This window comes from Agrobacterium leguminum (genome assembly GCF_005144435.2).
Classification (GTDB): Bacteria; Pseudomonadota; Alphaproteobacteria; order Rhizobiales; family Rhizobiaceae; genus Agrobacterium; species Agrobacterium leguminum.
This window is the reverse complement of record NZ_CP120211.1, coordinates 2,826,771-2,852,674: the sequence shown is the minus strand read 5'-3', so window position 1 is coordinate 2,852,674 and position 25,904 is coordinate 2,826,771. Positions and strand designations below refer to the sequence as shown.

Here is a 25,904-nt window from a genome sequence, read left to right as displayed (position 1 = left end):
TCACGCTCCTCCTGCGATCATTTCCTTCAAGACAGCGGCAAGCCTCTTGCCACCCACGGGAGCCATATCCTTGGTTTCTTCATGGCTCAGTTCCGCGCCGGTCATGCCGGCACCGTAATTGGTAATAACCGATGCGGCGGCGACGCGCATCCCGAAAAAGCGCGCAAGGATGACTTCCGGCACGGTGGACATGCCAACGGCATCCGCCCCCAGCAGCCGCGCCATGCGGATTTCCGCCGGCGTTTCGAAGCTCGGGCCGGAAAACCACATATAGACGCCGCCGAACAAAGGCACCGTCGCACGGATGGCGGCGTTGCGCATGGCAAGCATCAGATCAGGATCGTAAGCGGTGGTCATGCCGACGAAGCGGCGGTCGCTTTCCTCGCCAATCAGCGGGTTCATGCCGGAATAGTTGATGTGATCGGTGATCTGCATGACCGAGCCGGGCGGCATATCCTGCCTGACCGAACCTGCCGAATTGGTGAGGATGAGCGACTGCACGCCGAGACCGGCCAGCGCCCCGATGATCGCGCGCATGGCGGACGGATCGCCCTTTTCGTAATAATGCACCCGGCCGGAGAGCATCATGACCGGCTCCCCACCAAGATAGCCCGCCACCAACTCGCCCGCATGGCCGGAAACGCCGCTCGCAGGAAAACCGGGAAGTTCGGCATAGGGCACCCGGATCGGGTCGCTGACGTCTTCCACCAGCGAACCGAGGCCCGAGCCGAGGACGATGGCGACGCGCGGCATCAGGCCGTTCAGGCGCTCCACCAGAATATCGATCAGCATATCCGGCATCAGGGCAGCTCTGTCTTGAAGCTGAAGGGCAAAAGCTCTTCCATGGTCATGACCTTCTGCACGCCGGTTGCGTCGCAGAGATAGACTTTCGTATCCGGCGTGGCGAATTCGGCGATCTTCTGCCGGCAGCCGCCGCAGGGTGGGCAGAGAGCAAGTTTTTCGGCGATAACGGCGATTTCACTGATCTTCTTCGCCCCACCCATGATCATGGCGCTGATGGCGGAAGGTTCAGCGCACCAGCCCTGCGGGAAGGAGAGGTTCTCGATATTGGCGCCCTTGTAAATCTTGCCGTCTTCAGCGCGGATCGCCGCACCGACCGGAAATTTCGAATAGGGCGCATGAGCAAAGGTCATGGCCTCCACCGCTGCCTCGAACAAGGCATGGGACATCGGGTCTCGGGACATGGATTTAACGCTCCTTCGCATAGGCAACGCCACCGGCCTTGGGGGGCTTGGCGACGCCGATGAAACCGGCAAGCAGGATGCAGGTCAGAATATAGGGCATGGCCTGGAAAATCTGCACCGGCACCTCGCCGATACCCGGCACGGATTTACCCTGCATGAAGTTGGCGAAGGCATCCAGAAAACCGAAGAGCAGGCAGGCGAACATGACCGGCACCGGCTTCCATTTCGCGAAGATCAGCGCCGCAAGCGCGATATAGCCCTTGCCGGCCGACATGTTGGCGATGAAGGCCGCCGACTGCGCAACGGCGAGATAGGCCCCCGAAAAACCGCAGAGGAAACCGGCAACGATGACGGCGCGGAAGCGCATCCATGTCACCGAAATGCCTGCCGTATCCACCGCGCCCGGGTTTTCACCCACAGCGCGCAGACGCAGGCCGAAACGGGTGCGGTAAAGCACCCACCACGACAGCGGTACCGCCAGAAAGGCGAGATAGGTGAGGATATTGTTGCCGGAAATGACATTGGCATAGAGCGGGCCGATGAAGGGCACCTCGCGCATCGCATCCGCACCCGGCAGGATGATCGGCGCAAAGCGGCCCTCGGACGGCAATTGCGGCGTGCGGCCGCCTTGCCCGAACCAGGCCTGCCCCAGAACCACCGTCAGGCCGGCGGCGATGAAGTTCAGCGCCACGCCCGACACAATCTGATTGCCGCGATTGGTGATGACGGCGAAACCATGGATCAACGAGAAGAGGATGGAAACAGTGATGCCCGCCAGTAGACCGGCCCATGGGTCCGCTGTGAGATAGGCGACGCAGGCGGAGGCGAAGGCCGCCGCCAGCATCTTGCCTTCAAGCCCGATATCGAACACGCCGGCGCGTTCGGAAAAGAGCCCGGCAAGTGCGGTGAAGAGCAGCGGGATGGTGAGACGGACGGTCGAGCCGAGGATGCTGACCAGCATATCGAAAAAATCCATATCAGCTCACCCCTTTGCCAAACGCTGGTAGATGCGGACGACCGCCGGCCGGTACATATATTCCAGCGCGCCGGCAAAAAGGATCACCAGACCCTGAATGACCACGATCATCTCGCGGGTAATATTCGGCATCTCGAAGGAAAGGTCAGCACCGCCCTGATAGAGAATGCCGAACAGCAATGCCGCGAAGATGATGCCGAGCGGATGGCTTCGCCCCATCAGCGATACGGCGATGCCGACGAAACCCGCACCGCCGACGAATTCCACCTGCAGGCGGGCGGAAGCGCCCATGACCGGATTCAGCGCCATCATGCCCGCCAGACCGCCGGAAATGAGCATGGCGATGATGACCGTTCGCGCATAGGGAATGCCGGCATAGATGGCGGCCGACGGGCTGATGCCGAGCGTGCGCATCTCATAACCGAGCTTGGTGCGCCAGATCAGCACCCAGACGAGGAAACACATGACCAGCGCGATGATGAAGGAGACGTTGAACGGCGCCGGCCCGAGTTTGAGGCCGAACAGCGCCATCAGCCAGTCCAATTTCGGCAATTGCCCGCCCGGCAGGAAGGTGCGCGTTTCAGGCGCCATCTTGCCCGGCACGATCAGCACATTCACCAGCAGATAGACCATCAGCGCAGCCGCGATGAAGTTGAACATGATGGTGGTGATGACGACGTGGCTGCCGCGTTTTGCCTGCAGCCAGGCCGGAATGAAGGCCCAGGCCGCGCCGAAAAGTGCCGCACCGATGACGGCGAAAGGCATCGTCACATACCATGGCACGTAACGATCAAGCGCCAGCGCAACCAGCGCCGCACCCAGACCGCCAATATAGGCCTGACCTTCGGAACCGATATTGAAGAGGCCGGCATGGAAGGCCACGGCGACGGAAAGGCCGGTGAAGATGAAGCTCGTCGTGTAGAACAGCGTGAAGCCGATGGCGTCGCCACGGCCGAGCGCACCTTCGATCAGCAGGCGCAGCGCCGCCAGCGGGCTTTCCCCGATCGACCAGACAACGAGGCCGGAAATCAGAAAGGCGGTGACGACGTTCAAAAACGGCAACAGGCCGTAGCTGATCCAGTTTGGTAAGGGTACGGAAGCGGTGCTCATTCATGCCTCATGCGGCGATGCCGGCCATCATCAGGCCCAGCGTCTGTTCTTCGGCTTCCGCCGTTTTTTCTCCAACGACACGGCCGGCGAACATGACCATGATCCGGTCCGAAAGGGAACGGATTTCATCGAGTTCGACCGAAACCAGCAGAATAGCCTTTCCGGCATCGCGCATTTCGATGATGCGGCGATGGATGAATTCGATGGCGCCGATATCCACGCCGCGTGTCGGCTGGCCGATGATCAGCATCTTGGGGTCGCGTTCGATTTCGCGGGCGACGACGATCTTCTGCTGATTGCCGCCGGAAAAATTGGCGGTCTTCAGCTGCGGGTTCGGCGGGCGGATATCGTATTTCTCGATCTTTTCGACCGCATCCCTGCGGATGGCCTCGGGGTTGAGGAAGGGCCCTTTGCCGTAACGCTCATCATGGTGATAACCGAGGATGGAGTTTTCATATTCCTCGAATTTCAGCACCAGCCCCATATGGTGGCGGTCTTCCGGGATATGCGCGAGGCCGAGCCTGCGCAGAATGGCCGGATCGGGGCGGTCCACCTTCTGGCCATCCACCCATATCTCGCCCGAATAGGGCTTGCGGATGCCAGCGATGGCTTCGAGCAGCTCCGACTGGCCATTGCCCGCCACGCCGGCAATGCCGACGATTTCACCTGCACGGACATCGAGCGAGACATCATCCACCATGGTGACGCCGCGACTGTCCTTGACGGTCAGATTGCGGATGGAGAGCAGAACATCGCCGGGCGTCGTCTCGCCCTTTTCCACCCTGAGCAGCACGCGGCGGCCAACCATCAGCTCGGCCAGTTCCTCGACGCTGGTTTCGGAGGTCTTGCGGGTCGCGACCATTTCACCGCGGCGCATGACGGAGACGGAATCCGTAATCGCCATGATTTCGCGCAGCTTGTGAGTGATGAGGATGACGGTCTTGCCCTGCTCGCGCAGGACACCGAGAATCTTGAAAAGGTGATCGGCCTCGGCCGGCGTCAGAACGCCGGTCGGCTCATCGAGGATCAGGATTTCGGCGCCACGATACATGGCTTTGAGGATTTCGACGCGCTGTTGCAGACCGACCGGCAGTTCCTCGATCACCGCATCGGGATCGACTTCCAGACCGTAATCGTCCTCGAGGCGCTGCAATTCCTTGCGGGCCGCCGCCCGGCCCTTGGCGAGCGATGCACCGCCTTCCGCGCCGAGCATGACGTTTTCCAGCACGGTGAAATTTTCCACCAGCATGAAGTGCTGATGCACCATGCCGATGCCGGCGTTGATGGCCGTCTGGCTGTCGCGGATCGCGACGGGCGTGCCATTCACCCGGATTTCACCGGCGTCCGCCTGGTAAAAGCCGTAGAGGATCGACATCAGGGTCGATTTCCCGGCACCGTTTTCCCCGATGATGCCGTGGATCGTGCCCCTGGCGACAGTCAGATTGATATTCTTGTTGGCGTGAACGGCACCGAATTTCTTGTCGATGCCCACCAGTTCGATTGCAGGGTCCATACTCAAACCGAAACCTCTCCGAAGGCTGGATATGAAAAGGGCGCAAGATGAAAAACATCATGCGCCCCTGTTACATATCATATCATTTCGGGCAGGAATTATCCGCCATATAGTCATGAACCTTGACGGCGCCGGAGATGATATCGGCCTTCGCCTTGTCCACGGCGGCGGTCATTTCCGGTGTGATCAGGGCCTTGTTGTTGTCGTCGACCGCGTAGGCGACGCCATCTTCCTTGACGCCGAGCGCAACGATGCCGGGGGTGAACTTGTCGTCCTTGGCATCCTTGTAGGCATTGTAGACGGCCAGATCGACGCGCTTGACCATGGAGGTCAGAACCGAGCCCGGATGCAGGTGGTTCTGGTTGGAATCGACGCCGATCGAGAACTTCTTGTTGTCGGCGGCAGTCTGCAGCACGCCGATACCGGTCGCACCGGCTGCCGCGTAAATCACGTCCGCACCCTGGTCGATCTGGTTCTTGGTGAGTTCGCCGCCGCGCACCGGATCGTTCCAGGCAGCACCCGTGGTGCCGGTCATGTTCTGGAAGACTTCGATCTTGTCGTTGGCAGCCTTGGCGCCCTGTGCATAACCACAGGCGAACTTACGGATCAGCGGAATATCCATGCCGCCGATGAAGCCGACCTTGCCGGTCTTGGAGGCCATGCCCGCCAGAAGACCGACGAGATAGGAGCCTTCATGCTCCTTGTAGACGACGGAGCGGACATTCGGCAGTTCGACGACGGAATCGACGATGACGAACTTGGTGTCAGGGAATTCGGCTGCGACCTTTTCCATGGCCGAGGTCCAGGCGAAGGAAACGGCAACGACCGGGTTGAAGCCCTTGCTGGCGAAGTTGCGGATGGCCTGTTCGCCCTGCGTGTCGCTGGTCGGCTCGAAATCGCGGAACTCGATGCCCGTTTCTGCCTTGAACTTTTCAGCGCCGGCCGCAGCGGCTTCGTTGAACGATTTGTCGAACTTGCCGCCCGTGCCATAGACCAGCGCCGGCTTGATATCGGCGGCGAGCGCGGAAGCCGACATTGCGGCGAGCGCAAAAAGCGTCAGAAGGGATTTTTTCATTGTGCAGCCCTGTTGTTGCAATTGATATTTTAAGGGTCCTCCCGCAATCCCGTTGACCGGGAATGTCTGCGGAACCGCCAGCCGTTTTCCCGGCTGTGCTTGCCTCATATCCTTGCATGGCTCAATGAAAAATTCACCCGGTTTTTTTGACCCGGTGGAAAAACTTTATTCTGGCGCTTTTTTGGTCTTTCCACCGGGGCGACCTGCAAAAAATCTAGTCGATATTGCAGCTTACGCCGGTTCCCCTCAGGCCGCAGTAGCCGCCCGGGTTCTTGGCAAGATATTGCTGATGGTAGTCTTCAGCGTAATAAAACTTTTCAAGCGGCCCGATCTCGGTGGTGATGGCGCTGCCATGGCCGGCCTCGTCCAAAGCCTGTTGAAAAGCATCGCTCGCCTTCTGCGCCTGTTGCAACTGCCCTTCCGTCGTCGCGTAAATGGCGGAACGGTAGGTCGTGCCGACATCGTTGCCCTGCCGCATTCCTTGTGTCGGATCATGCTCCTCGAAGAATATCTTCAGCAGACCCGAGAGCGAGATCACGGCCGGATCGTAGACAACCTTGACAACTTCGGCGTGGCCCGTCTGGCCCGTCGTCGTCTCCTGATAGGTGGGGTTGCGGGTGAAGCCGCCGGCATAACCCACCGCCGTCACCCACACGCCCGGCGTTTTCCAGAACAACCGTTCCGCACCCCAGAAGCAGCCCATACCGAGATAGATAGTTTCAAGTCCGTCAGGATAAGGCCCCTTCAAGGGCCGGCCATTGACGAAATGGGCTTCCGGCACCGCAAGCGCCTCTTCACGGCCGGGCAAGGCGGTTTCTTCGGTCGGCATCGTCGTTTTTTTTGAAAGCGTATCGAACAGGAACATTCGGTCCTCCATGCGGCCAGTTCCGCCGCTTCTCATGGTTCACGTCTGCGGGCGCCCAATTCGACAGATACAAGTCAGGCCGACAAACGCCTCATCGCCTTGTGTTTCCTGTAACCCGCCATCCAGCAGAGCAGGGAAAGCGCCAGGGAAACGGCAAATGCGGGCACCGCCGACAGGGCATTTTCAATGAAGCGCCACGCTTCAGGGTGAATATAGTGAGCCATGGCCGCTTCCACCATGGTGCGGGAAGCAGGAAGAAGATAGTTCCAGACAGACAGGATGCCGGTGATGTTGACCGAGGATGTGGAAACCGAGCGGATCGAATCGAGCACACCCAGAAAAACCGCCGCAACGAGGAAAAGAAAGCTCAAAAACCGCAAAAAAGCTTTCATCAGGGACACCTCGCTTACGATCTGCCGGTCAGACAGCCATATTTTGAAATCTATAATGCATCGATAAAGGCGGGAAAACCGGTTTGCAATCGCATCGGAACACAGGAAATTGCCGACATTTCAAAAAACTGTCAGATTCGTGTTGATCCCTGCGAATTCATCGGTATATATCGCGCCGTTCCAGTGATTTGCATTCTTCAAAACATGCAGATTTGAAAAAGGACAGGTGGCCGAGTGGTTTAAGGCGCACGCCTGGAACGCGTGTGTGCGTGAAAGCGTACCGTGGGTTCGAATCCCACCCTGTCCGCCATTTCACCCCACCCCGATGCCGTTAAAAGCAAACCTCACCGGTTCGCCCACCGCGATGCCGACCGACGGCGCCGTGCAGCACACAAGTCGCGTTTTCCCTCTTCCGCAAGCCGTGATGGCTATGCTTCTGCACAGACAGGGGTTTCTTGCGCTTTTTTGCTGCGCTTCCCCCTCTCTTGCGCCTTGCAGCAGGAAAAATCGCTCCTTATATACGCCGCAGAACTGCAGCAAATACTGCAAATCCAAGTCAAGGAGCTGCCACAAGAATGCCTCACGGGGTTCCGACAGCTCGCTTCAAGGAGAGAAGAGCATGGCAAAAGTAATCGGTATCGACCTTGGCACGACCAATTCCTGCGTTGCAGTGATGGACGGCAAGGACACGAAAGTAATTGAAAACGCGGAAGGCGCGCGCACCACGCCGTCCATGGTGGCATTTTCCGACGATGGCGAACGCCTTGTCGGCCAGCCGGCCAAGCGCCAGGCGGTCACCAACCCGACCAACACCCTGTTTGCGGTCAAGCGCCTTATCGGCCGCCGTTATGAAGACCCGACCGTCGAAAAGGACAAGGCTCTGGTCCCCTTTGAAATCGTCAAGGGCGACAATGGCGACGCATGGGTGAAGGCGCAGGACAAGCCCTATTCCCCTTCGCAGATTTCCGCGATGATCCTTCAGAAGATGAAGGAAACGGCTGAATCCTATCTCGGCGAAAAGGTCGAGAAGGCCGTTATCACGGTTCCTGCCTACTTCAACGACGCCCAGCGTCAGGCAACCAAGGATGCCGGCCGCATCGCCGGTCTGGACGTCCTGCGCATCATCAACGAGCCGACTGCGGCAGCGCTTGCTTACGGTCTCGACAAGAAGGACGGCAAGACGATTGCCGTTTACGACCTTGGCGGCGGCACCTTCGATATTTCCGTTCTGGAAATCGGCGACGGCGTCTTCGAAGTGAAGTCTACCAATGGCGATACCTTCCTTGGTGGTGAAGACTTCGACATGCGTCTGGTCGAGTATCTGGCCGGCGAGTTCAAGAAGGATCAGGGCATCGACCTGAAGAACGACAAGCTCGCTCTGCAGCGCCTCAAGGAAGCTGCCGAAAAGGCGAAGATCGAACTTTCGTCTTCGCAGCAGACCGAAATCAACCTGCCCTTCATCACGGCCGATGCTTCCGGTCCGAAGCACCTGACGCTGAAGCTGACCCGTGCGAAGTTCGAAAGCCTGGTGGACGATCTGGTGCAGCGCACCGTCGCACCGTGCAAGGCGGCACTCAAGGATGCCGGCGTTTCCGCTTCCGAGATCGATGAAGTCGTTCTCGTCGGCGGCATGAGCCGCATGCCGAAGGTGCAGGAAGTCGTCAAGCAGCTGTTCGGCAAGGAGCCGCACAAGGGCGTGAACCCGGATGAAGTGGTCGCCATGGGCGCCGCTATTCAGGCCGGCGTTCTGCAGGGCGACGTCAAGGACGTTCTGCTGCTCGACGTGACCCCGCTGTCGCTCGGCATCGAAACGCTCGGTGGTGTCTTCACCCGTCTGATCGATCGCAACACGACGATCCCGACCAAGAAGAGCCAGACCTTCTCGACCGCCGAAGACAACCAGTCGGCCGTGACCATCCGTGTCTCGCAGGGTGAGCGCGAAATGGCGCAGGACAACAAGCTGCTCGGCCAGTTCGACCTCGTCGGCCTGCCGCCGGCACCGCGTGGCGTTCCGCAGATCGAAGTGACCTTCGATATCGACGCCAACGGCATCGTGCAGGTTTCGGCGAAAGACAAGGGCACCGGCAAGGAACAGCAGATCCGCATCCAGGCTTCCGGCGGTCTCTCCGACGCCGATATCGAGAAGATGGTGAAGGACGCTGAAGCCAATGCCGAGGCCGACAAGAAGCGCCGTGCGGGTGTGGAAGCCAAGAACCAGGCCGAGAGCCTCATCCACTCCACCGAGAAGTCGGTGAAGGAATATGGCGACAAGGTTTCCGAGACCGACCGCAAGGCTATCGAAGACGCCATTGCCAGCCTGAAGACCGCCGTCGAAGCCGCTGAGCCGGATGCCGACGATATTCAGGCCAAGACCCAGACCCTCATGGAAGTTTCCATGAAGCTCGGTCAGGCCATCTACGAAGCGCAGCAGGCCGAGGCCGGCGATGCTTCCGCAGAAGGCAAGGACGACGTCGTCGACGCCGACTATGAGGAAATCAAGGACGACAAGAAGTCCGCCTAATCGCGTGACCTCCCGTCTCCTGAAAACATATGCAAGACATCCGGCTGCCGACGTGCAGCCGGAAATCCATTTGCGGGGCTTGTTAACTTAATGGCGAAAGCAGACTTTTACGAAACACTTGGCGTCAGCAAGACCGCGGACGAAAAAGAGCTGAAAAGCGCCTTCCGCAAACTCGCGATGAAATACCATCCGGACAAGAACCCGGACGATGCCGATTCCGAACGGAAATTCAAGGAAATCAACGAAGCCTATGAAACGCTGAAGGACCCGCAGAAGCGCGCGGCCTATGACCGTTTCGGCCACGCCGCATTTGAAAATGGCGGCATGGGCGGCGGTGGCGGCTTTGGCGGCGGCGGTTTCGCCAATGGCGGCTTCTCGGATATTTTCGAAGACATCTTCGGCGAGATGATGGGCGGCGGCCGTGCGCGCCGTTCTTCCGGCGGACGCGAGCGCGGCGCCGACCTTCGCTACAATATGGAAATCACGCTGGAAGAGGCATTCACCGGCAAGACGGCGCAGATCAGGGTTCCGACCTCGATCACCTGCGATGTCTGTTCCGGCTCGGGTGCAAAGCCCGGCACGCAGCCGAAGACCTGCGCCACCTGTCAGGGTTCCGGCCGCGTGCGTGCAGCACAGGGCTTCTTCTCGGTGGAACGCACCTGCCCGACCTGCCATGGTCGCGGGCAGACGATCTCCGATCCCTGCGGCAAGTGCCACGGTCAGGGCCGTGTAACCGAAGAGCGTTCGCTTTCCGTCAACATTCCCTCGGGCATCGAGGACGGTACTCGCATTCGCCTGCAGGGCGAAGGCGAGGCCGGCATGCGTGGCGGTCCGGCGGGCGATCTCTACATCTTCCTGTCCGTGCGTCCGCATGAATTCTTCCAGCGCGACGGCGCCGACCTTTATTGCACCGTGCCGATCTCCATGACGACGGCGGCACTTGGCGGCACTTTCGATGTCACGACGCTCGATGGCACCAAGTCGCGCGTTACGGTTCCGGAAGGAACCCAGCCAGGCAAGCAGTTCCGTCTGAAGGGTAAGGGCATGCCGGTGCTGCGTTCGGCGCAGACGGGCGACCTCTATATCCAGATCCAGATCGAAACGCCGCAGAAACTCAGCAAGCGTCAGCGCGAGCTGTTGCAGGAGTTCGAGCAGCTCTCCTCCAAGGAGAACAATCCGGAATCAACGGGCTTCTTCGCCCGGATGAAGGAATTCTTCGACGGCTGACTGTCGCCGCTCCCATGCCTTTAGAACGCCGCCACCCTTCGGGACTGGCGGCGTTTTCGTTTCCGGCTCAGCCGGAAAAGCCGCCTTCATCCAGATATTGCCGTTCCGCCGGCGTCGTTTCCCGCAGCAATATGCCGTTGCGATGCGGAAAGCGGCCGAAACGCTCGATGATATCGCGATGTTCTTCGGCATGGTGAAGATAAAGTCCGCCAAGCGGTTGGTTCAGGTCGCAGGCGCGCTGCTGGGCCTTGATATCTTCGGCATGGGAAAAGGGCAGATAGAAGAAAACGCGCAAATCCCCGCCCATCGCCTGATCGTGGCCACGGCGGATGGCCGCATCGGCAAAGAGCCGCGCCAGCGGGTCGGTTGCATACATGTGAGCGGTGCCGCGAAAGCAGTTGCGCGGAAACTGGTCCAGCAGAAGCATCAGCGCGAGGCTGCTTTCCGCACTCTCTAGCCAGTTGTCCAGCTCACGCCGTGCTGCTGCAAAATGGGCATCGCGGAAACGGTCGTGAAAGTGGTTGTCGAAGGCGGCGTCCTTGTCGAACCACTTGTCCGGTCCGGCCTTCTTCCAGAAATCGACGATATCGGCGGCCAGCGCGGCGGTGTCGTTTTTCATTGGCTCTTCCCTGTCAATAATGCGGCGGTCGAGTAATCGCGGGCGCGTCCAGCGATTGCTCCTCCAGGCTCAGGAACCTCTCCGTCAGGCGGTCGAGCTTGGCGCGGGTCTGTTCCACCACCTTCCACTGTTCCGCCAGCTGATCGGACAGCTCCTCTATCACCTTCGCCTGATGCGCGGCCGTCTCCTCGAGCGCGATGATCCGTTTTTCGGTTTCCAACGTCATATCGACCTCTCTTTCCAGCCCTTCCTTGGGCCTAGAAGCGCCTAAGTCAACCATATGTCGCTTTGGTGAAGCGAATTCGTCATGGCGATCCGGAAACGGAAAAAGCCGGCGATGTTTCCATCGCCGGCATCCGAGTCTTTGGCATTCCTCAGTCTTCTTCTACGAAAACCTCTTCGCGCTTCTTCTTCACACTGGGCAGGAAGACGACGATCAGCACGGCCAGAGCAATGAAAAGCAGGGTGGCGCTGATCGGCCGGGTGACGAAGGTGGTCGGATCGCCGCGCGACAGGATCATGGCACGGCGCAGGTTCTCCTCCAGCAGCGGCCCAAGCACGAAGCCCAGGAGCAGCGGCGCCGGCTCGCAACGCAGTTTCACCAGCACGTAACCGATGAAACCGAAGAAGGCGACGGCATAGAGATCGAAAACGTTGGAATTGACGCTGTAGACCCCGATGGCGCAGAAGGCCATGATGATGGGGAACAGCACATAATAGGGCACCGTTAGAAGCTTCACCCACAGCCCGATCAGCGGCAGGTTCAGGATGACGAGCATCAGGTTGCCGATCCACATGGAGGCAATGATGCCCCAGAACAGCGCCGGCTGTTCGATCGCAACGTTAGGACCCGGCACGATACCCTGAATGATCATCGCGCCGATCATCAGCGCCATCACCGGATTGGCGGGAATGCCGAGCGTGAGCAGCGGGATGAAGGAGGTCTGGGCACCGGCATTGTTGGCGGATTCCGGACCGGCCACGCCGGCAACCGCACCATGCCCGAATTCTTCCGGGTTCTTGGAGACGCGTTTTTCCACCGTGTAGGAAGCGAAGGCCGCGAGGATCGCGCCGCCGCCCGGAAGAATGCCGAGAGCGGAACCAATGACCGTGCCGCGCAGCACCGGCGCGATCATTTTCCTGAAATCCTCCCGTGTCGGCATCAGCCCGCTGACCTTGGCGATCAGCACCGAACGGGTGCGCTCATTTTCGAGATTGCGCAGGATTTCGGCGATACCGAAGACGCCGACGGCCACGGCCACGAAGTTCAGACCGTCGGCATATTCGCGGATGCCGAGGGTGAAGCGCGGTGTGCCGCTATAGATATCGGTGCCGACCAAGCCCAGCAGCAGACCGAGCACCACCATGGCCAGCGCCTTGACGATGGAGCCATGGGCGAGCGCAATGGACGACACAAGGCCGACGACCATCAGCGAGAAATATTCCGCCGCACCGAATTCCAGCGCAATCGCCGTCAGAGGCGGGGCGAAGATTGCCACGAGAAAGGTGGACACCGTGCCGGCAAAGAACGAACCGATGGCAGCAATGGCGAGTGCGGCGCCCGCCTTGCCCTTGCGCGCCATCTGGTAACCATCGATGGCGGTGACGGCAGATGACGATTCGCCGGGCATGTTGATCAGGATGGCCGTGGTCGAGCCGCCATATTGCGCGCCGTAATAAATGCCGGCGAGCATGATCAGAGACGAGACAGGCTCGAGCTGGAAGGTAATCGGCAGCAGCATGGCGATGGTCGCCGTCGCGCCGATGCCGGGCAGCACACCGATCAGGGTGCCGAGCAGCACGCCGATCAGGCAGAAGAACAGGTTTGCCAGCGAAGATGCCGTGACGAAACCGAGAGCGAGATTATCGAGCAAATCCATCACGGCACCTCAAAATTTAAGCCAGGGGCCGAAGCGCTGGAACGGCAGGCCGAGACCGTAGTTGAAAACAGCGACGGAAAAGACCGTGATGGCAGCGGAAAGAATGACCGCCATGAGCGGGCTCATCTTGTGCGAGGCGAAGGCTGCGATAAGGGCGCTGAAAAAAAGCGCCGGCACGAAACCAAGACCCCGGACAGTGAAACCGAAGAAGATCGGTGCGGGTAGGATGAAGAATATGCCCCGCCAGGCGATTGCTCCGATACCTTCTCCGGCCGGGCGGGCTGAGCGCAGAAATATGACGCCACCGAGCAGGATCAGGATGATTGCCAACACGAGCGGGAAGTAGCCCGGCCCCATGCGAAAAGCAGTTCCGATCTCCAGCCCGTAAGACTGCAAGGCGAAAAAGACGCCAAGTCCCATGAAAATTGCCCCGCAGACTGCCTCGGCAGGGTCATTAAATAACGACTTCATGAAAGATGCCCCTCCACCGCGGCCGGCATCACACCGGTCCGTCTGTTAAAATGATCACGGTCGACCGGCGGCGAGACACCGCCGGTCATTCCGCGTTCATCAGTCGGCATATTGGCCGGCAGCTTCGATCACCGGCTTCCAGCGCGCGATTTCGCTTTCAAGCTTGGCCTTCAGCGCCGCAGGCGTCGCATCGCTTTCCGAGGAGGGCGTGGTGCCGAGTTCGGCAAAACGAGCCGCGACATTCTTGTCCTTCAGCGCGACCTGCAGCGACTTGGAGAGCTTTTCGTTGATTTCCGCAGGCGTGCCCTTCGGCGTATAGATGCCGTGCCAGATACCCACTTCGAGCTTCGGCAGGCCCGCTTCGACAACCGTCGGCACATCCGGCAGCACGTCCAGCCGCTTGGCCGTGGTCACGGCATAGGCTTTCACGGTACCGCCCTGAATCTGCTTGGTGGTGTTGGTGGTCTGGTCGCACATGATGTCAACCTGGCCACCGAGCAGATCGGTCATGGCCGGACCGGTGCCCTTATAGGGAACGGTGACGAGCGGTGTCTCGATGGCGCTCATGAACAGCATGCCGCACAGATGCGAGGCAGCGCCGATGCCGGCATTGGCAACGGTGACCTTGTCCTTGTTCGCCTTGGCGTATTCGATCAGACCTTTCAGATCCGTCGTCTCGAGGTTCTTGCGCGACAGGATGGTCATCGGCACTTCGGTGACCAGGCCGACATATTCGAAGGCGTTCAGCGTGTCATAGGCAAGCTTGCGGTAGAGCGTGGCGCTTGTCGCCATGCCGATATGGTGGAGAAGAACGGTGTAACCGTCCGGATCGGACGATGCCACACGACCAGCACCCAGCGTGCCGCCTGCGCCGCCGACATTTTCGACGATGATCTGCTGGCCGAGATCCTTCGACATGGATTCAGCGACAAGACGCGCGACCGTATCCGTCGGGCCGCCGGCGGCAAAGGGCACGACCATAGTGATGTTGCGCTCCGGATAGTTCTGAGCGGATGCGGACAGCGCAAAAAGGGAAACGGCAGCGGCGGCAGCAAGGCCGGTGACTGTCTTCAGTATTTTCATCGATTCCTCCCGGATGAAAATGTTTCGCCACTTCAGCCGCGCATGCTCCTCCATGGCGACCGGGGTAAGATATTTGCGATCCGGGATCACCGTTCAGCAATGGCGGTCTTGTCGTGAGGTGCGCTTTTATTGCTATCCTTAACGGCAATGGGTGGATTTCTACCCATAGGGGCTCATCCATGGGTGGAAATCCACCCATCAGACCTCGGTCATGTGCCGGTGCAGCCCGTATTTCTGCATTTTTTCGTAGAGCGTTTTGCGCGAAATGCCGAGATTCTCATAAACGGATTTCAGATTTCCGCCGTGTGCGGCGATTGCATGTGCGATCAGGCTTTTTTCATAAGCCGCGACCCGCGCGGCAAGGGCCGCTTTTCCGTCATCCTGAAACGGCAGCGAGGTTTCGGAAACATCGCTTTCCAGACCGAGAACGAAGCGGTCTGCGGCATTGCGCAATTCACGCACATTGCCCGGCCACTCACGCAGGGAGACGGCCGAAAGCAGACTTTGCGGCACCTCCATGTCTTCCCGCCCGTAACGGGCAGCGGCTTCCCGCACGAGATGCAGGAAAAGTAGCGGTATATCTGCGCTGCGCTGTGAGAGCGATGGCACGAGAAGTGTCGCCACGTTGAGCCGATAAAGAAGATCGGCGCGGAACCGGCCAGCCGCGACTTCCTGTTCCAGATCGACCTTGCTGGTGGCGATGAAACGGACATCGAGTTCGACCGTTTCATTCGAGCCGAGACGGGTAATCACCCGTTCCTGCAAGACACGCAGGAAGCGGCCCTGCAATTCGAAGGGCATGGATCCGATCTCATCCAGCAATATGGTGCCGCCGCGAGCATGTTCGAACTTGCCGTAGCGTGGGCGCAGCGCTCCCGGAAACGCACCGGCCTCATGGCCGAATAGTTCACTTTCAATCAGTGTCTGCGGAAGGGCGGCGCAATTGATCGCCACGAAGGGCCGGTTGGCTCTGGCGCTGATGTCGTGAAGCGCCCGCGCCACGACCTCCTTGCCGGCGCCCGTGTCACCGACGATCAGCGTATCGGCGTCCGTCGCGCCAATGGCGCGGATACGATACCGCAGATCGACCATGATCTGGGTTCTGCCGGGCAGACGCGTTTCGAGATCGTCATGCTTGCCCGCCACCGCCTTGAGGCGGCGGTTTTCCAGTACCAGCGCCCGCCGATCATTCGCCCTTTTGATGATGCCGGCGAGATATTGCGGCGTGAACGGCTTTTCGATGAAATCATACGCGCCGTTGCGCATGGCGTTGACCGCGAGCTGCACATCGCCGTGGCCCGTCATCAGGATGACAGGTATTTCAGGATCGAGCTCCCGCACCTTCTGCAGCAGCGTCATGCCATCCATGCCGGGCATCCTGATATCGCTGACCACGACGCCATCGAAGCTGTAGCCGATGAGTTCGAGCGCATGTTCCGCGCTTGCGAGCATGGTGACGGCAAAACCGGAAAGCTCCAGCGCCTGCGCGGTGGAAAAGCGCAGCTCCTCCTCGTCATCGATCAACAAAACCCGCGACATGGTCATTCCGCAGCCGCCTCCACGCGCCAGGCGGCGGCCGGCAATTCGATCTCGAACTCTGCCCCGCCCTCGTCATGGTTTCTGACACGGAGCTGGCCGCCAAAGTCCTTGATGATGTTATAGGAGATGGACAGGCCAAGACCGAGGCCGCGTCCCACGCCCTTGGTGGTGAAGAAAGGATCGAAAATGCGTTCTGAAATTGCCGCCGGCACGCCCGGACCGCGATCACGAATGAAAATCGACACCGACTGGCCATGCTGCACGGCACGCAGCGCAATGCGGCGATCCTCCCGCCCCTCCACCGCATCGGCAGCATTGGAGATGATGTTGACGAGCACCTGCTGCAGCCGCACCGGGCCGGCCTTCACGGCAAGCGGCACCCGGCCGAGATCCACATCCAGAACAGCATCGGCGGCCTTCAGCCGCGCACCGACGATTTCGAGCGTATCGCGAAGGACAGCTTCCAGACTTACCGCGGCCATTTTTTCATTGGGCTTGCGGGCGAAATTCCTGAGATGCTTGCTGATGGAGGCCATGCGATCAATAAGGCCCGAAATGCGCCTGAGGTTTTCCGTCACCTCCTCCAGCCGCCCCCGCTCCACGAGAAGCGAGGCATTTTCGGCGTAGTTCTTGGCGGCTGCGAGCGGCTGGTTGAACTCATGCGACAACGCCGCCGACATCTGCCCGAGCGCCGCGAGCTTGCCCGCCTGCACCAGATCGTTCTGCATCTTGCGCAATTGTTTTTCCGTCTGGCGGCGTTCGGCGATTTCGTGCTCGATCTCCTGATTGACCCGCGCCAGATCGGCCGTGCGCTCCTCCACCCGGCGTTCCAGTTCCGCCTGCGCCTCCGCCTGATGGGTCAGGCGCTCCCGCAGACGACGACGCCTTTGCAGCATGGCGGCGATCAGGGCGGCGGCAAGACACAGGCAGAGGATGATGGCTATCATCGCCGTCTTCACCTGCGTTCGGAGCGAACCCGTGTCCATCAGCACGCTGACTGTCCAGCCCGCGTCCGGCATCGGCTGCGACAGGACCATATATTCCCTTTCACCGTCATCCTGGCTGATCGTCATCAGTTGATGCGAACCGAAATTGCCGTTTTTCAGGGGCAATTCCTTAAGGGTGGCATTGGCGTAGCGGCGGGAAGCCTCCGTTCGCGCCAGCCTTTCGGGCGTCAGCGGCATGAGGCCGGAATAAAGCCATTGCGGCGTTCCGGTCATGAAGATGATGCCTTCCGGGTCCGATACCAGAATTCGGTTCTCGCCATCGCCGAATGACGCTTCTATGCCTTCAATATCGACCTTGAAGACGATGACGCCCTTGATCTCCTCGTTGAAGAGAATGGGCGCTGAAAAATAATAGCCACGCTTGTGGGACGTGGTGCCAAGCGCGAAGAAGCGTGACTGGAAGCCTTTGGCGGCATCCTGAAAATAGGGACGGTAGCTGAAATTCTCACCGACGAAACTCGTTGGACCATCATAGTTGCTGGCGGCGATCGTCTCCCCATCCAGCGTGATGATGTAGATATCGGAGGATTCCAGCAGGGTATTGATGGATTTGAGGTAGATATTGGCGCGCTGGCGCAGTTCGGCATCCTTGGGATGTGCGACCAGTTCCTCAATATCGTCGTGATCGGCAATCAGCGCCGGCAGCGGCTCGTAACGGTTCAAAAGCCCACCGAGGGCGGAAACGGCCAGCCGCAGCGTCGTGCGGCCCTGCTCGGACATTTCGCCGAAATAGCTTTCCGCGATGATACCGCCACCTCTCGTCACGGCGCCATAACCGAGACCGAGGCTGAGAAGCATCAATAAAATCCAGCGATATTTCACCGAAGCTCCCCTCCTGTGGCAGGCATCAAACCTGCTCTCCCTGAAAGAGTGTAGGAGGAGTGGCCGAATTTTCCAAGTGAGCGGAAAAGGCAGGTGGACGGTCCTGAAAACAAAAAACCGGCCACGAGGACCGGTTTTTTGCAAAGATGATTTCAGAAAAGCTTATGCGCTTTCCTTCGGCGTCAGAACCTGACGGCCGCGATACATACCGGTCTTCAGATCGATATGGTGCGGACGGCGCAGTTCGCCGGAGTTCTTGTCTTCAACGTAGGTCGCAGACTTGAGACCGTCAGCCGAGCGGCGCATACCGCGCTTGGACGGGCTTGTTTTTCTTTTTGGTACAGCCATTTTTGTTACTCCACTTAAGCGGCGAAACAACGGAACCGGCCAGAACCAAAGGCCGAATGTCGGATGTCTCGATATCGGAAATTTGGCGCGCTTATACATGCCCAAACGGGCTTTGACCAGCCCTGACGCGCATTTTTTCCGATTCAACGGAATCAGCGCGGCGAGCTGCCCTCAGGCATCGCATATCATGCCTCACCTCTTATCGAAAACGACACGCTCGTTGAAGTGGTTCATGTCCCGGAATTCCCAGAAAGCCGGCTCGCCAGTTAGTGCGCCTCATCCCAATTGTCAGCCGCGCGGGCATCCACTTTCAGCGGCACCCTCATGGAAATCGCCGGCATGGCCGCGTTTTCCATCACCGAGACGACGACCGGCAAGGTCTTTTCGATTTCCGCTTCCTCGACTTCGAAGATGAGTTCGTCGTGCACCTGCAAAAGCATGCGGGCGGAAAGCTTTTCCGCCTCCAGCGCAGGCTCGATACGAACCATGGCGCGGCGGATGATATCGGCGGCGGAGCCCTGGATCGGCGCGTTGATGGCCGCGCGTTCGTTGAAGGCTTTTACCGAAGGGTTGGAAGAGCGAATTTCCGGATAATGGGCACGGCGGCCGAAAATCGTTTCGACATAGCCGTTTTCGCGGGCGAAGGCTTTGGTTGCCTCCATGTAGTCGCGAATGCCGGGAAAGCGCTCGAAATATTTCTTGATATAGTCGCCTGCCTCCGAGCGGGCGATGCCGAGCTGGTTGGCGAGCCCGAAGGCGGAAATGCCGTAGATGATACCGAAGTTGATGGCCTTCGCGCGGCGGCGTACTTCCGACGGCATGCCTTCCACCGGCACGCCGAACATTTCCGATGCCGTCATGGCGTGAATGTCGATGCCGTTTTCAAAGGCGTTACGGAGCTGCGGAATATCGGCGACATGGGCCAGCACGCGCAGCTCGATCTGGCTGTAATCGGCCGACAGAAGCTTGTGACCGGGCGTGGAGATGAAAGCCGTGCGGATCTTGCGGCCTTCGGCGGTGCGGACCGGGATGTTCTGGAGGTTCGGCTCCGAGGAGGACAGACGCCCCGTGGTGGTGGAGGCAAGCGCATAGGACGTATGCACCCGTTTCGTCTCGGGATGGATATATCCCGGCAGCGCATCCGTATAGGTCGATTTCAGCTTCGTCAGCTGCCGCCAGTCGACGATCTTGCGCGGCAGTTCGGCGCCTTCCGCTGCGAGATCTTCGAGAACCTGCGCAGATGTCGACCATTGCCCGGTCTTGGTTTTGGAACCGCCCGGCAGGCCCATCTTGCCAAACAGAATATCGCCGAGCTGCTTTGGCGAGCCGATGTTGAAGCGCTCACCCGCCAGCTCGTAGATTTCCTCTTCGAAGGATGCAGCCTTCTGGGCGAGTTCGCCGGAAAGACGCGAGAGAATCTGCCGGTCGACGGTGATGCCGCGCTCTTCCATATGCGCCAGAACCGGCACGAGGGGACGCTCCAGCCGCTCATAAACCTTGGTCAGCCGTTCCGAGACAAGCCTCGGCTTCAGCGCCATCCAGAGCCGCAGGGTGACATCGGCATCTTCCGCAGCATAAGCGGTTGCCTTGTCGATATCGACAAAATCGAAGGTGACGCTCGACTTGCCCGATCCCGCCACGTCCTTATAGGCGATCGGCGTGTGGCCGAGCCAGCGTTCGGACAGGGAATCCATACCATGCGTTGCCTTGCCGGCCTCAAGGACATAAGAAATCAGCATCGTGTCGTCGAAGCTCTGCATGACGACGCCGTGGCGTTTCATCAGCAGATAGTCATATTTCAGGTTCTGCGCGACCTTCAGAACGGCTTCGTCCTCGAGCAGGTCCTTCAGACGCGCCAGCGCCTCGGCAAAGGGCACCTGCCCTTCGGCCAGTTTGATGCCATCGCTGAAGAGATCGCCGCCGGAACCGGTCTTGTGCGTCAAAGGAACATAAGCGGCCCGGATATCGGTGCCCGTGGCATCCTTGCCGTTGTCGGCAATGGCCAGAGAAAAACCGACAAGTTCCGCCTGCATCGGGTCGAGCGAGGTCGTTTCCGTATCGAAGGCGACAACGCCTGTCTCGCGGGCCGCCGCGATCCAGCGGTCGAGCGTCGCAAGGTCCCTGATCGTTAGATAAGCGGTCGTATCGATCTTGGCGGCGGAAAAAAGCGCCTGTCGCGCTGTGGCGAGATCAGCGGGCGCGCTGCCCTCCCCCGTTACTTTCCTTGCCGGAGCGGCAGGCGAAGCCGCAGCGCCCGTCGCATCAGCGGCCACTTCGCCAGCCTTCACGGCAGCGGCCGGCGCATCGAGATCGGGACCATGGGCATCGGCACCCCATTGTACCGGCACATTGGCAGGGTCGATGGCGGAAGCGTCGGTTTCGGTCGCCTCGGCCACCCGGCGTGTCAGCGTCGTGAACTCCATCGCCTTCAGGAAGGCGATCAGTTTCGGCCCGTTCTGCGGTTCGAGCACCAGCGCTTCGAGAGATTGATCCAGCGGCACATCGGTTCTGAGCGCCACGAGCTGTCTGGAAAGGCGGGCAAGCTCCGCATTGGCGATGATATTTTCCCGGCGCTTCTGCTGCTTGATTTCGCCTGCCCGCGCCAGCAGCGTATCGAGATCGCCGTATTCCTCCAGCAATTGCGCCGCCGTCTTCGGCCCGATGCCGGGAATGCCCGGAACATTATCGGTCGAGTCGCCGGTCATCGCCTGCAGGTCGATCATTTTTTCGGGGCCTACGCCCCACTTTTCGACAACGTCCGGAATGCCGATCTGCTTGTCCTTCATGGCGTCGTACATATGTACATTGGCCGTAACGAGCTGCATCAGATCCTTGTCGGAGGAGATGATCGTGACATCGGCGCCGATCGCCTCGGCCTGCCGGGCATAGGTGGCGATGATATCGTCCGCCTCGAAGCCTTCGGTCTCGATGCAGGGAAGGTTGAAGGCGCGCGTCGCCTCACGGATCAGGCCGAATTGCGGCACCAGATCTTCCGGCGGCGCGGTGCGGTTGGCCTTGTAGAGATCATAAAGTTCGTTGCGGAAGGTCTTCGACGAATAGTCGAAAATCACCGCAAAATGGGTCGGCGTCACGCCGACATCGGTATTGCGCGCATCCTTCAGCAGCTTCCACAGCATGTTGCAGAAGCCGGAGACGGCGTTGACCGGCAGCCCGTCCGACTTGCGGTTCAGCGGCGGGATTGCATGGAAGGCCCGGAAAATGAAACCGGAACCGTCAACGAGGAAGAGATGATCGCCTTTTTTCATGGGTAGCATGGATAGCGCGGGGCCGTTTTGACGTCTACCGAAACTTCGCACAACGCACCGTAAAGAGCGGGGAATGAGGCGGTACCACAGGCCTGCAAAATTCACCTGAACGTTACCGATTTGTAATCCGCCCTTCCCTTGAAAAGCCGCATTTGCAGACACATTTCATAAGGGACGGCGCCTGATCACGCCGTAGTCTGATAGCTGGCTCGTCCCCCGCCGCGTCAGACCGGACAAAGGCCTTTCCCCCTCTCCGGGCCTTTGTCCTCCAATATGACCGCCATGGCCGACCCCTCCCGGCCATGGCGGTTTTATTTTATGCGCCGTTTCAGGCTGGCATAAACATATCATGCGATATATATCGCGCTATCGACTTGCCGGGCTGAGCCGGCCGTGATGCTTTATGGGCGGAAAAATGGGATTTTCCCGGGACGAATCGGCAATCTATCTCGCTTCGAAAATGGCGCGGGAATTCACCATGGCGCTGCAGAAAAGAGCCGCCGCCCTGGGTTTCTCGCCCGGGCAATTCCCCATCCTCATCGAGCTCTGGCATGAGGACGGCCTGACCCAGAGACAATTGCTCGATAGAATCGATGTCGAACAGGCGACGCTCGCCAATACGCTCTCGCGCATGGAACGCGACGGGCTGATCGTCCGCAAATCCCATCCAAGCGACCGCCGCGCCCAGATCATCGAACTGACCCAGCGCGGCAGGGATCTGGAAGCCAACGCCATTGCCGCCTCCGAAGCCACCGAAGACGCGCTGCTCAAGGATTTCCGGCGCTTCGAGAGGCAACTGCTGCTGGAATATATGCGCCGGGCGATCGAAAGCGCCAAAAAAGCGAAATAGCATTTACAGCCCGAAACCGCTTCGCACTTTCCCTGAACTGCTCTATCGTTCCGGCGGCCGCACGTTTGCCGATTCACGACGCGCCGGCCCCCTTGTTTCCCGCGATGCGCGATGCCCGGATGTTTCGTCTTATCGCCGGGTCACGACAGACATGACAGGATCAGCGATGACAGACCTTTCCCCCATTCTTTCCACCGCCGACGATAATCTCACCTCCAGCCTTGAACGACTGTTCGAGCTTGTACGCATTCCGTCGATTTCGACGGACCCCGCTTACAAGGCGGAATGCCGCAAGGCGGCAGAATGGCTGGTCAGAACGCTTTCGGCGCTCGGCTTTACGGCCTCCGTGCGCGATACGGCCGGCCACCCCATGGTGGTGGCGCATCACGATGCGGCCACCAAGGACGCGCCGCATGTGCTTTTCTACGGTCATTATGACGTACAGCCGGTCGATCCGCTCGAGCTGTGGGAAAACGATCCGTTCGAACCCGCCGTCAAGGATATCGGCGCCGGTCGGCAGGTGATTACCGGACGCGGAACGGCAGACGACAAGGGCCAACTGATGACCTTCGTGGAGGCCTGCCGGGCGTACAAGGCTGTCAATGGCGGCCTGCCGGTGCGCGTCACCATTCTTTTTGAAGGCGAAGAAGAATCCGGCTCGCCGTCGCTGAAGCCTTTCCTCGAAGCCAATGCGGAAGAACTGAAGGCCGATTATGCGCTGGTCTGCGATACCAGCATGTGGGACCGGGATACGCCAGCCATTGCCGCAGCCCTTCGCGGCCTGGTCGGCGAAGAAGTCGTCATCACCGCAGCCGACCGCGATCTGCATTCCGGTCTGTTCGGTGGGGCGGCGGCAAACCCCATCCACATCCTCACCGATATTCTCGCCGGCCTGCATGACGCGACCGGCCGGGTAACTCTTTCAGGCTTTTATGACGGCGTGGAAGAAACCCCAGCCAACATCAAGGCCTCCTGGGAGACGCTGGGCCGCACGGCCGAAGCCTTCCTTGGCGAAGTCGGCCTTTCGGTTCCCTCGGGCGAAAAGGGCCGCTCCGTGCTGGAGCAGACCTGGGCGCGGCCAACGGCGGAAGTCAACGGCATTATCGGCGGCTATACCGGCGATGGTTTCAAGACCGTGATCGCCGCCAAGGCCTCCGCCAAGGTGTCCTTCCGCCTCGTCGGCGAGCAGGACCCTGCGGCTATTCGTGAAAGCTTCCGGGCCTATGTGCGCTCGAAGATTCCCGCCGATTGCTCCGTGGAGTTCCACGAACATGGCGGTTCGCCCGCCATCCAGCTGTCCTACGACTCGCCCGTGCTGACCAAAGCCAAAAACGCGCTTTCGGAAGAGTGGCCGAAACCAGCCGTCGTCATCGGCATGGGTGGCTCTATCCCTATCGTCGGCGATTTCCAGAAGATGCTCGGAATGGATTCGCTGCTTGTCGGCTTCGGACTTACCGATGACCGTATTCATTCGCCGAATGAAAAATACGACCTGCAGTCCTTCCACAAGGGCATTCGCTCCTGGGTCCGTATTCTCGACGCCCTCGCGGCGAAATAATCCTGAAAAAAAGAGGAGGTGCCGAATATTCGGCACCTCCTCGGCACATAAAACAAAAAGGCCGGGCAAGCCCGACCTTTCCATCCGTTTTCCGTCAATGCCAGTACATCCGTGGTCAAAGCGTTTAAACGGTCTGATGCTCCAGAGCGCGTCAAGGATATCGACGCTGCTTTCCGGCTCAGGATCGGCTGCTTTGGTTAATCTTTGGTTAACGCAACAGCAGCGGCACTTTTAAAAGCGCCATTCCCGGCAGTTCCGGTCCGGAGCACTGTTGAACCCTATATTGGTATGTGACCTGGCTTTTTCAAGGGCAACCGGTCCAGCCCCTTCCTGCAAAAGAAAAAGGCCGGAAAAATCCGGCCTTTCCATTCATGCGAATGACCCTTTCGGGCCAAAGCGCTTATCAGGCAGCAACGAGGTTGCCTGCGGACATCTTGCCCGAGCGACGATCCTGCATCAGCTCGTAGGAGAGCTTCTGGCCGTCGTTGAGGGCGGTCAGACCAGCGCGCTCAACAGCGGAGATGTGAACGAATACGTCCTGCGAACCGTCGTCAGGCTGAATGAAGCCGTAGCCCTTGGTTGCGTTGAACCACTTTACTGTACCAGTCGCCATAACGATTTCCTTCCGTTGGCAATTGTATTTGCACTGCGAGCAGTGCGGACTTGGGTCGAATTTGAAGGAAAAGATCGTCGTGAGCGTCTAAAAAGACGCCGAAGCTCTGGTCGTCAAACAAATATCGATGGCGAAGTACCTAGGTTGGAAGGGGCTGAAAGTCAAGTTTCTTTGAGCACGACCATCTGGCCAGGGTTCAGCGGGGAGCCAGACAACAGGAACGCCAAAAAGCAAAAACCCGGCGCGGGAGGAGGTGCGCCGGGTTCTTGAAACTGACTGACAATTGGGAGGAGGAGTATTGTCAGTCCAATCGGGCGACGCTGGGAGGAGGAGTGCGTCGCTTCGATGATTTGAAGATACAGGATCGCCGCTTAAAAAACAGACGTTTCATCGCAGCGCAGCATTGCGCATAATGCATAGCTATTTCAAGGTGACTTGAAGCTTCTCCGCGTAACGCCTAATAAATACGCATGTCTATCGAATCCGTCAGAGCCTTTTTCACCGAAAAGTCGCCCGAGGTCGCCGTGATCGAAACGGAAACGAGTTCGGCGACGGTTGCGTTGGCCGCCGAAGCGCATGGTGTCGACCCCGACCAGATTGCGAAAACCATCTGCCTGAAGGCGGGTGAAACCATTCTGCTCGTCGTCGCCGCCGGCACGAAGCGGCTCGACAACCGCAAATTCCGCGATCATTTCGGCGCAAAGCCGCGCATGCTCGGACCAGAAGAGGTGGTTGCGGTGACCAGCCATCCCATCGGCGGCGTGTGCCCTTTCGGCCTGCCCTCCCCGCTTCCGGTGTTTTGCGACGTCTCGCTGAAAAACTATCATGAGGTGGTTCCCGCGGCCGGCGCCACCAATGCGGCGGTGAAGATTTCGCCGGAGGTGATGGCCGAGCTGACGGATGCGGAATGGGTCGACGTCTGCCAATGACGCCGATTTGATCCGGCCAGGACTTAACCCCGCCT

The 25,904-nt window shown here is 59.5% G+C and carries 23 protein-coding genes and 1 tRNA gene; 6 read left to right on the top strand and 18 right to left on the bottom strand.

Translation table 11 applies throughout. From position 1 onward, the window contains the following. The 8 genes from CFBP4996_RS13610 to CFBP4996_RS13575 form a co-directional block, all read right to left on the bottom strand. Nucleotides 1-801, bottom strand: a complete 801-nt coding sequence (locus tag CFBP4996_RS13610) for a purine-nucleoside phosphorylase (RefSeq protein WP_080852871.1) — start codon at nt 799-801, stop codon at nt 1-3. Next, nucleotides 801-1,190 (bottom strand): cytidine deaminase, encoded by a 390-nt coding sequence (locus CFBP4996_RS13605; protein ID WP_162936001.1) that lies wholly within the window; start codon nt 1,188-1,190, stop codon nt 801-803. Before CFBP4996_RS13605 ends, CFBP4996_RS13610 begins: the two co-directional genes overlap by 1 nt. Nucleotides 1,191-1,209: 19 nt before the next feature. Continuing rightward, a complete protein-coding gene (locus CFBP4996_RS13600) occupies nt 1,210-2,181 on the bottom strand; it encodes an ABC transporter permease (protein ID WP_003493080.1) in 972 nt (323 codons plus the stop codon). A gap of 6 nt (nt 2,182-2,187) precedes the next feature. Then, nucleotides 2,188-3,291 (bottom strand): ABC transporter permease, encoded by a 1,104-nt coding sequence (locus CFBP4996_RS13595; protein WP_080852873.1) that lies wholly within the window; start codon nt 3,289-3,291, stop codon nt 2,188-2,190. A gap of 7 nt (nt 3,292-3,298) precedes the next feature. Then, nucleotides 3,299-4,804 (bottom strand): ABC transporter ATP-binding protein, encoded by a 1,506-nt coding sequence (locus CFBP4996_RS13590; RefSeq protein ID WP_080818397.1) that lies wholly within the window; start codon nt 4,802-4,804, stop codon nt 3,299-3,301. 82 nt (nt 4,805-4,886) lie between these two features. Further along, the gene (locus CFBP4996_RS13585; protein ID WP_003524348.1) at nt 4,887-5,879 is read right to left on the bottom strand and encodes a BMP family lipoprotein; all 993 of its coding nucleotides are present in this window, start codon (nt 5,877-5,879) and stop codon (nt 4,887-4,889) included. Between the two features lie 214 nt (nt 5,880-6,093). Continuing rightward, on the bottom strand, nt 6,094-6,744 hold the full coding sequence (gene msrA / locus CFBP4996_RS13580) for a peptide-methionine (S)-S-oxide reductase MsrA (protein ID WP_020812546.1): 651 nt from the start codon (nt 6,742-6,744) through the stop codon (nt 6,094-6,096). A 74-nt stretch (nt 6,745-6,818) separates the two neighbouring features. Then, complete coding sequence (locus CFBP4996_RS13575; RefSeq protein ID WP_059758969.1) at nt 6,819-7,136, bottom strand: hypothetical protein; 318 nt, start codon at nt 7,134-7,136, stop codon at nt 6,819-6,821. Between the two features lie 220 nt (nt 7,137-7,356). Between CFBP4996_RS13575 and CFBP4996_RS13570 the strand changes: the two genes are divergently transcribed. The 3 genes from CFBP4996_RS13570 to dnaJ all read left to right on the top strand — a co-directional run bounded on the left by CFBP4996_RS13570 (nt 7,357) and on the right by dnaJ (nt 10,884). Beyond that, nucleotides 7,357-7,446, top strand: a tRNA-Ser gene (locus tag CFBP4996_RS13570). A gap of 309 nt (nt 7,447-7,755) precedes the next feature. Continuing rightward, a complete protein-coding gene (dnaK, locus tag CFBP4996_RS13565; RefSeq protein ID WP_003524342.1) occupies nt 7,756-9,657 on the top strand; it encodes a molecular chaperone DnaK in 1,902 nt (633 codons plus the stop codon). 90 nt (nt 9,658-9,747) lie between these two features. Then, a complete protein-coding gene (gene dnaJ, locus CFBP4996_RS13560) occupies nt 9,748-10,884 on the top strand; it encodes a molecular chaperone DnaJ (RefSeq protein ID WP_004439156.1) in 1,137 nt (378 codons plus the stop codon). A gap of 67 nt (nt 10,885-10,951) precedes the next feature. Here the strand turns inward: dnaJ and CFBP4996_RS13555 are convergent, their stop codons facing one another. The 9 genes from CFBP4996_RS13555 to polA all read right to left on the bottom strand — a co-directional run bounded on the left by CFBP4996_RS13555 (nt 10,952) and on the right by polA (nt 21,919). Further along, complete coding sequence (locus tag CFBP4996_RS13555; RefSeq protein ID WP_080852874.1) at nt 10,952-11,503, bottom strand: DUF924 family protein; 552 nt, start codon at nt 11,501-11,503, stop codon at nt 10,952-10,954. Nucleotides 11,504-11,516: 13 nt separating this feature from the next. After that, nucleotides 11,517-11,729: a SlyX family protein gene (locus CFBP4996_RS13550; protein WP_080852875.1), complete on the bottom strand. Its 213-nt coding sequence runs from the start codon at nt 11,727-11,729 to the stop codon at nt 11,517-11,519. Nucleotides 11,730-11,877: 148 nt separating this feature from the next. Then, a complete protein-coding gene (locus CFBP4996_RS13545; protein ID WP_003524335.1) occupies nt 11,878-13,383 on the bottom strand; it encodes a tripartite tricarboxylate transporter permease in 1,506 nt (501 codons plus the stop codon). A 9-nt stretch (nt 13,384-13,392) separates the two neighbouring features. After that, entirely contained in the window at nt 13,393-13,854 is a 462-nt protein-coding gene (locus CFBP4996_RS13540) for a tripartite tricarboxylate transporter TctB family protein (protein ID WP_035240376.1), read from the bottom strand. A 99-nt stretch (nt 13,855-13,953) separates the two neighbouring features. Further along, nucleotides 13,954-14,937 (bottom strand): tripartite tricarboxylate transporter substrate-binding protein, encoded by a 984-nt coding sequence (locus CFBP4996_RS13535; protein WP_003524332.1) that lies wholly within the window; start codon nt 14,935-14,937, stop codon nt 13,954-13,956. A 198-nt stretch (nt 14,938-15,135) separates the two neighbouring features. Beyond that, a complete protein-coding gene (locus CFBP4996_RS13530) occupies nt 15,136-16,482 on the bottom strand; it encodes a sigma-54-dependent transcriptional regulator (protein ID WP_080852876.1) in 1,347 nt (448 codons plus the stop codon). Next, a complete protein-coding gene (locus CFBP4996_RS13525; protein WP_065654778.1) occupies nt 16,479-18,281 on the bottom strand; it encodes a sensor histidine kinase in 1,803 nt (600 codons plus the stop codon). The genes CFBP4996_RS13530 and CFBP4996_RS13525 overlap by 4 nt, the downstream gene beginning before the upstream one ends. 186 nt (nt 18,282-18,467) lie before the next feature. After that, nucleotides 18,468-18,653, bottom strand: coding sequence for a 50S ribosomal protein L32 (gene rpmF, locus CFBP4996_RS13520; protein ID WP_003507205.1), 186 nt, complete (start codon nt 18,651-18,653; stop codon nt 18,468-18,470). Between the two features lie 266 nt (nt 18,654-18,919). After that, on the bottom strand, nt 18,920-21,919 hold the full coding sequence (gene polA, locus CFBP4996_RS13515; protein ID WP_080852878.1) for a DNA polymerase I: 3,000 nt from the start codon (nt 21,917-21,919) through the stop codon (nt 18,920-18,922). A gap of 415 nt (nt 21,920-22,334) precedes the next feature. Between polA and CFBP4996_RS13510 the strand changes: the two genes are divergently transcribed. Then, nucleotides 22,335-22,769 carry a MarR family winged helix-turn-helix transcriptional regulator gene (locus CFBP4996_RS13510; RefSeq protein ID WP_035259662.1) on the top strand — a complete coding sequence of 145 codons (435 nt, stop codon included), beginning with the start codon at nt 22,335-22,337 and terminating at the stop codon, nt 22,767-22,769. A 166-nt stretch (nt 22,770-22,935) separates the two neighbouring features. Continuing rightward, nucleotides 22,936-24,327, top strand: a complete 1,392-nt coding sequence (locus CFBP4996_RS13505; protein ID WP_080852879.1) for a dipeptidase — start codon at nt 22,936-22,938, stop codon at nt 24,325-24,327. A 403-nt stretch (nt 24,328-24,730) separates the two neighbouring features. Here the strand turns inward: CFBP4996_RS13505 and CFBP4996_RS13500 are convergent, their stop codons facing one another. Beyond that, nucleotides 24,731-24,940, bottom strand: a complete 210-nt coding sequence (locus CFBP4996_RS13500) for a cold-shock protein (protein WP_003492998.1) — start codon at nt 24,938-24,940, stop codon at nt 24,731-24,733. A gap of 470 nt (nt 24,941-25,410) precedes the next feature. Between CFBP4996_RS13500 and CFBP4996_RS13495 the strand changes: the two genes are divergently transcribed. Continuing rightward, nucleotides 25,411-25,869 (top strand): YbaK/EbsC family protein, encoded by a 459-nt coding sequence (locus tag CFBP4996_RS13495; protein ID WP_003524322.1) that lies wholly within the window; start codon nt 25,411-25,413, stop codon nt 25,867-25,869. Nucleotides 25,870-25,904 lie beyond the last annotated feature (35 nt).

Bases quoted from the DNA above. Each gene is read 5' to 3' on its own strand.
- CFBP4996_RS13610 (WP_080852871.1), bottom strand. From the start codon at position 801: ATGCCGGATATGCTGATCGATATTCTGGTGGAGCGCCTGAACGGCCTG.
- CFBP4996_RS13605 (WP_162936001.1), bottom strand. From the start codon at position 1,190: ATGTCCCATGCCTTGTTCGAGGCAGCGGTGGAGGCCATGACCTTTGCT.
- CFBP4996_RS13600 (WP_003493080.1), bottom strand. From the start codon at position 2,181: ATGGATTTTTTCGATATGCTGGTCAGCATCCTCGGCTCGACCGTCCGT.
- CFBP4996_RS13595 (WP_080852873.1), bottom strand. From the start codon at position 3,291: ATGAGCACCGCTTCCGTACCCTTACCAAACTGGATCAGCTACGGCCTG.
- CFBP4996_RS13590 (WP_080818397.1), bottom strand. From the start codon at position 4,804: ATGGACCCTGCAATCGAACTGGTGGGCATCGACAAGAAATTCGGTGCC.
- CFBP4996_RS13585 (WP_003524348.1), bottom strand. From the start codon at position 5,879: ATGAAAAAATCCCTTCTGACGCTTTTTGCGCTCGCCGCAATGTCGGCT.
- msrA (WP_020812546.1), bottom strand. From the start codon at position 6,744: ATGTTCCTGTTCGATACGCTTTCAAAAAAAACGACGATGCCGACCGAA.
- CFBP4996_RS13575 (WP_059758969.1), bottom strand. From the start codon at position 7,136: ATGAAAGCTTTTTTGCGGTTTTTGAGCTTTCTTTTCCTCGTTGCGGCG.
- dnaK (WP_003524342.1), top strand. From the start codon at position 7,756: ATGGCAAAAGTAATCGGTATCGACCTTGGCACGACCAATTCCTGCGTT.
- dnaJ (WP_004439156.1), top strand. From the start codon at position 9,748: ATGGCGAAAGCAGACTTTTACGAAACACTTGGCGTCAGCAAGACCGCG.
- CFBP4996_RS13555 (WP_080852874.1), bottom strand. From the start codon at position 11,503: ATGAAAAACGACACCGCCGCGCTGGCCGCCGATATCGTCGATTTCTGG.
- CFBP4996_RS13550 (WP_080852875.1), bottom strand. From the start codon at position 11,729: ATGACGTTGGAAACCGAAAAACGGATCATCGCGCTCGAGGAGACGGCC.
- CFBP4996_RS13545 (WP_003524335.1), bottom strand. From the start codon at position 13,383: ATGGATTTGCTCGATAATCTCGCTCTCGGTTTCGTCACGGCATCTTCG.
- CFBP4996_RS13540 (WP_035240376.1), bottom strand. From the start codon at position 13,854: ATGAAGTCGTTATTTAATGACCCTGCCGAGGCAGTCTGCGGGGCAATT.
- CFBP4996_RS13535 (WP_003524332.1), bottom strand. From the start codon at position 14,937: ATGAAAATACTGAAGACAGTCACCGGCCTTGCTGCCGCCGCTGCCGTT.
- CFBP4996_RS13530 (WP_080852876.1), bottom strand. From the start codon at position 16,482: ATGACCATGTCGCGGGTTTTGTTGATCGATGACGAGGAGGAGCTGCGC.
- CFBP4996_RS13525 (WP_065654778.1), bottom strand. From the start codon at position 18,281: ATGCTTCTCAGCCTCGGTCTCGGTTATGGCGCCGTGACGAGAGGTGGC.
- rpmF (WP_003507205.1), bottom strand. From the start codon at position 18,653: ATGGCTGTACCAAAAAGAAAAACAAGCCCGTCCAAGCGCGGTATGCGC.
- polA (WP_080852878.1), bottom strand. From the start codon at position 21,919: ATGAAAAAAGGCGATCATCTCTTCCTCGTTGACGGTTCCGGTTTCATT.
- CFBP4996_RS13510 (WP_035259662.1), top strand. From the start codon at position 22,335: ATGGGATTTTCCCGGGACGAATCGGCAATCTATCTCGCTTCGAAAATG.
- CFBP4996_RS13505 (WP_080852879.1), top strand. From the start codon at position 22,936: ATGACAGACCTTTCCCCCATTCTTTCCACCGCCGACGATAATCTCACC.
- CFBP4996_RS13500 (WP_003492998.1), bottom strand. From the start codon at position 24,940: ATGGCGACTGGTACAGTAAAGTGGTTCAACGCAACCAAGGGCTACGGC.
- CFBP4996_RS13495 (WP_003524322.1), top strand. From the start codon at position 25,411: ATGTCTATCGAATCCGTCAGAGCCTTTTTCACCGAAAAGTCGCCCGAG.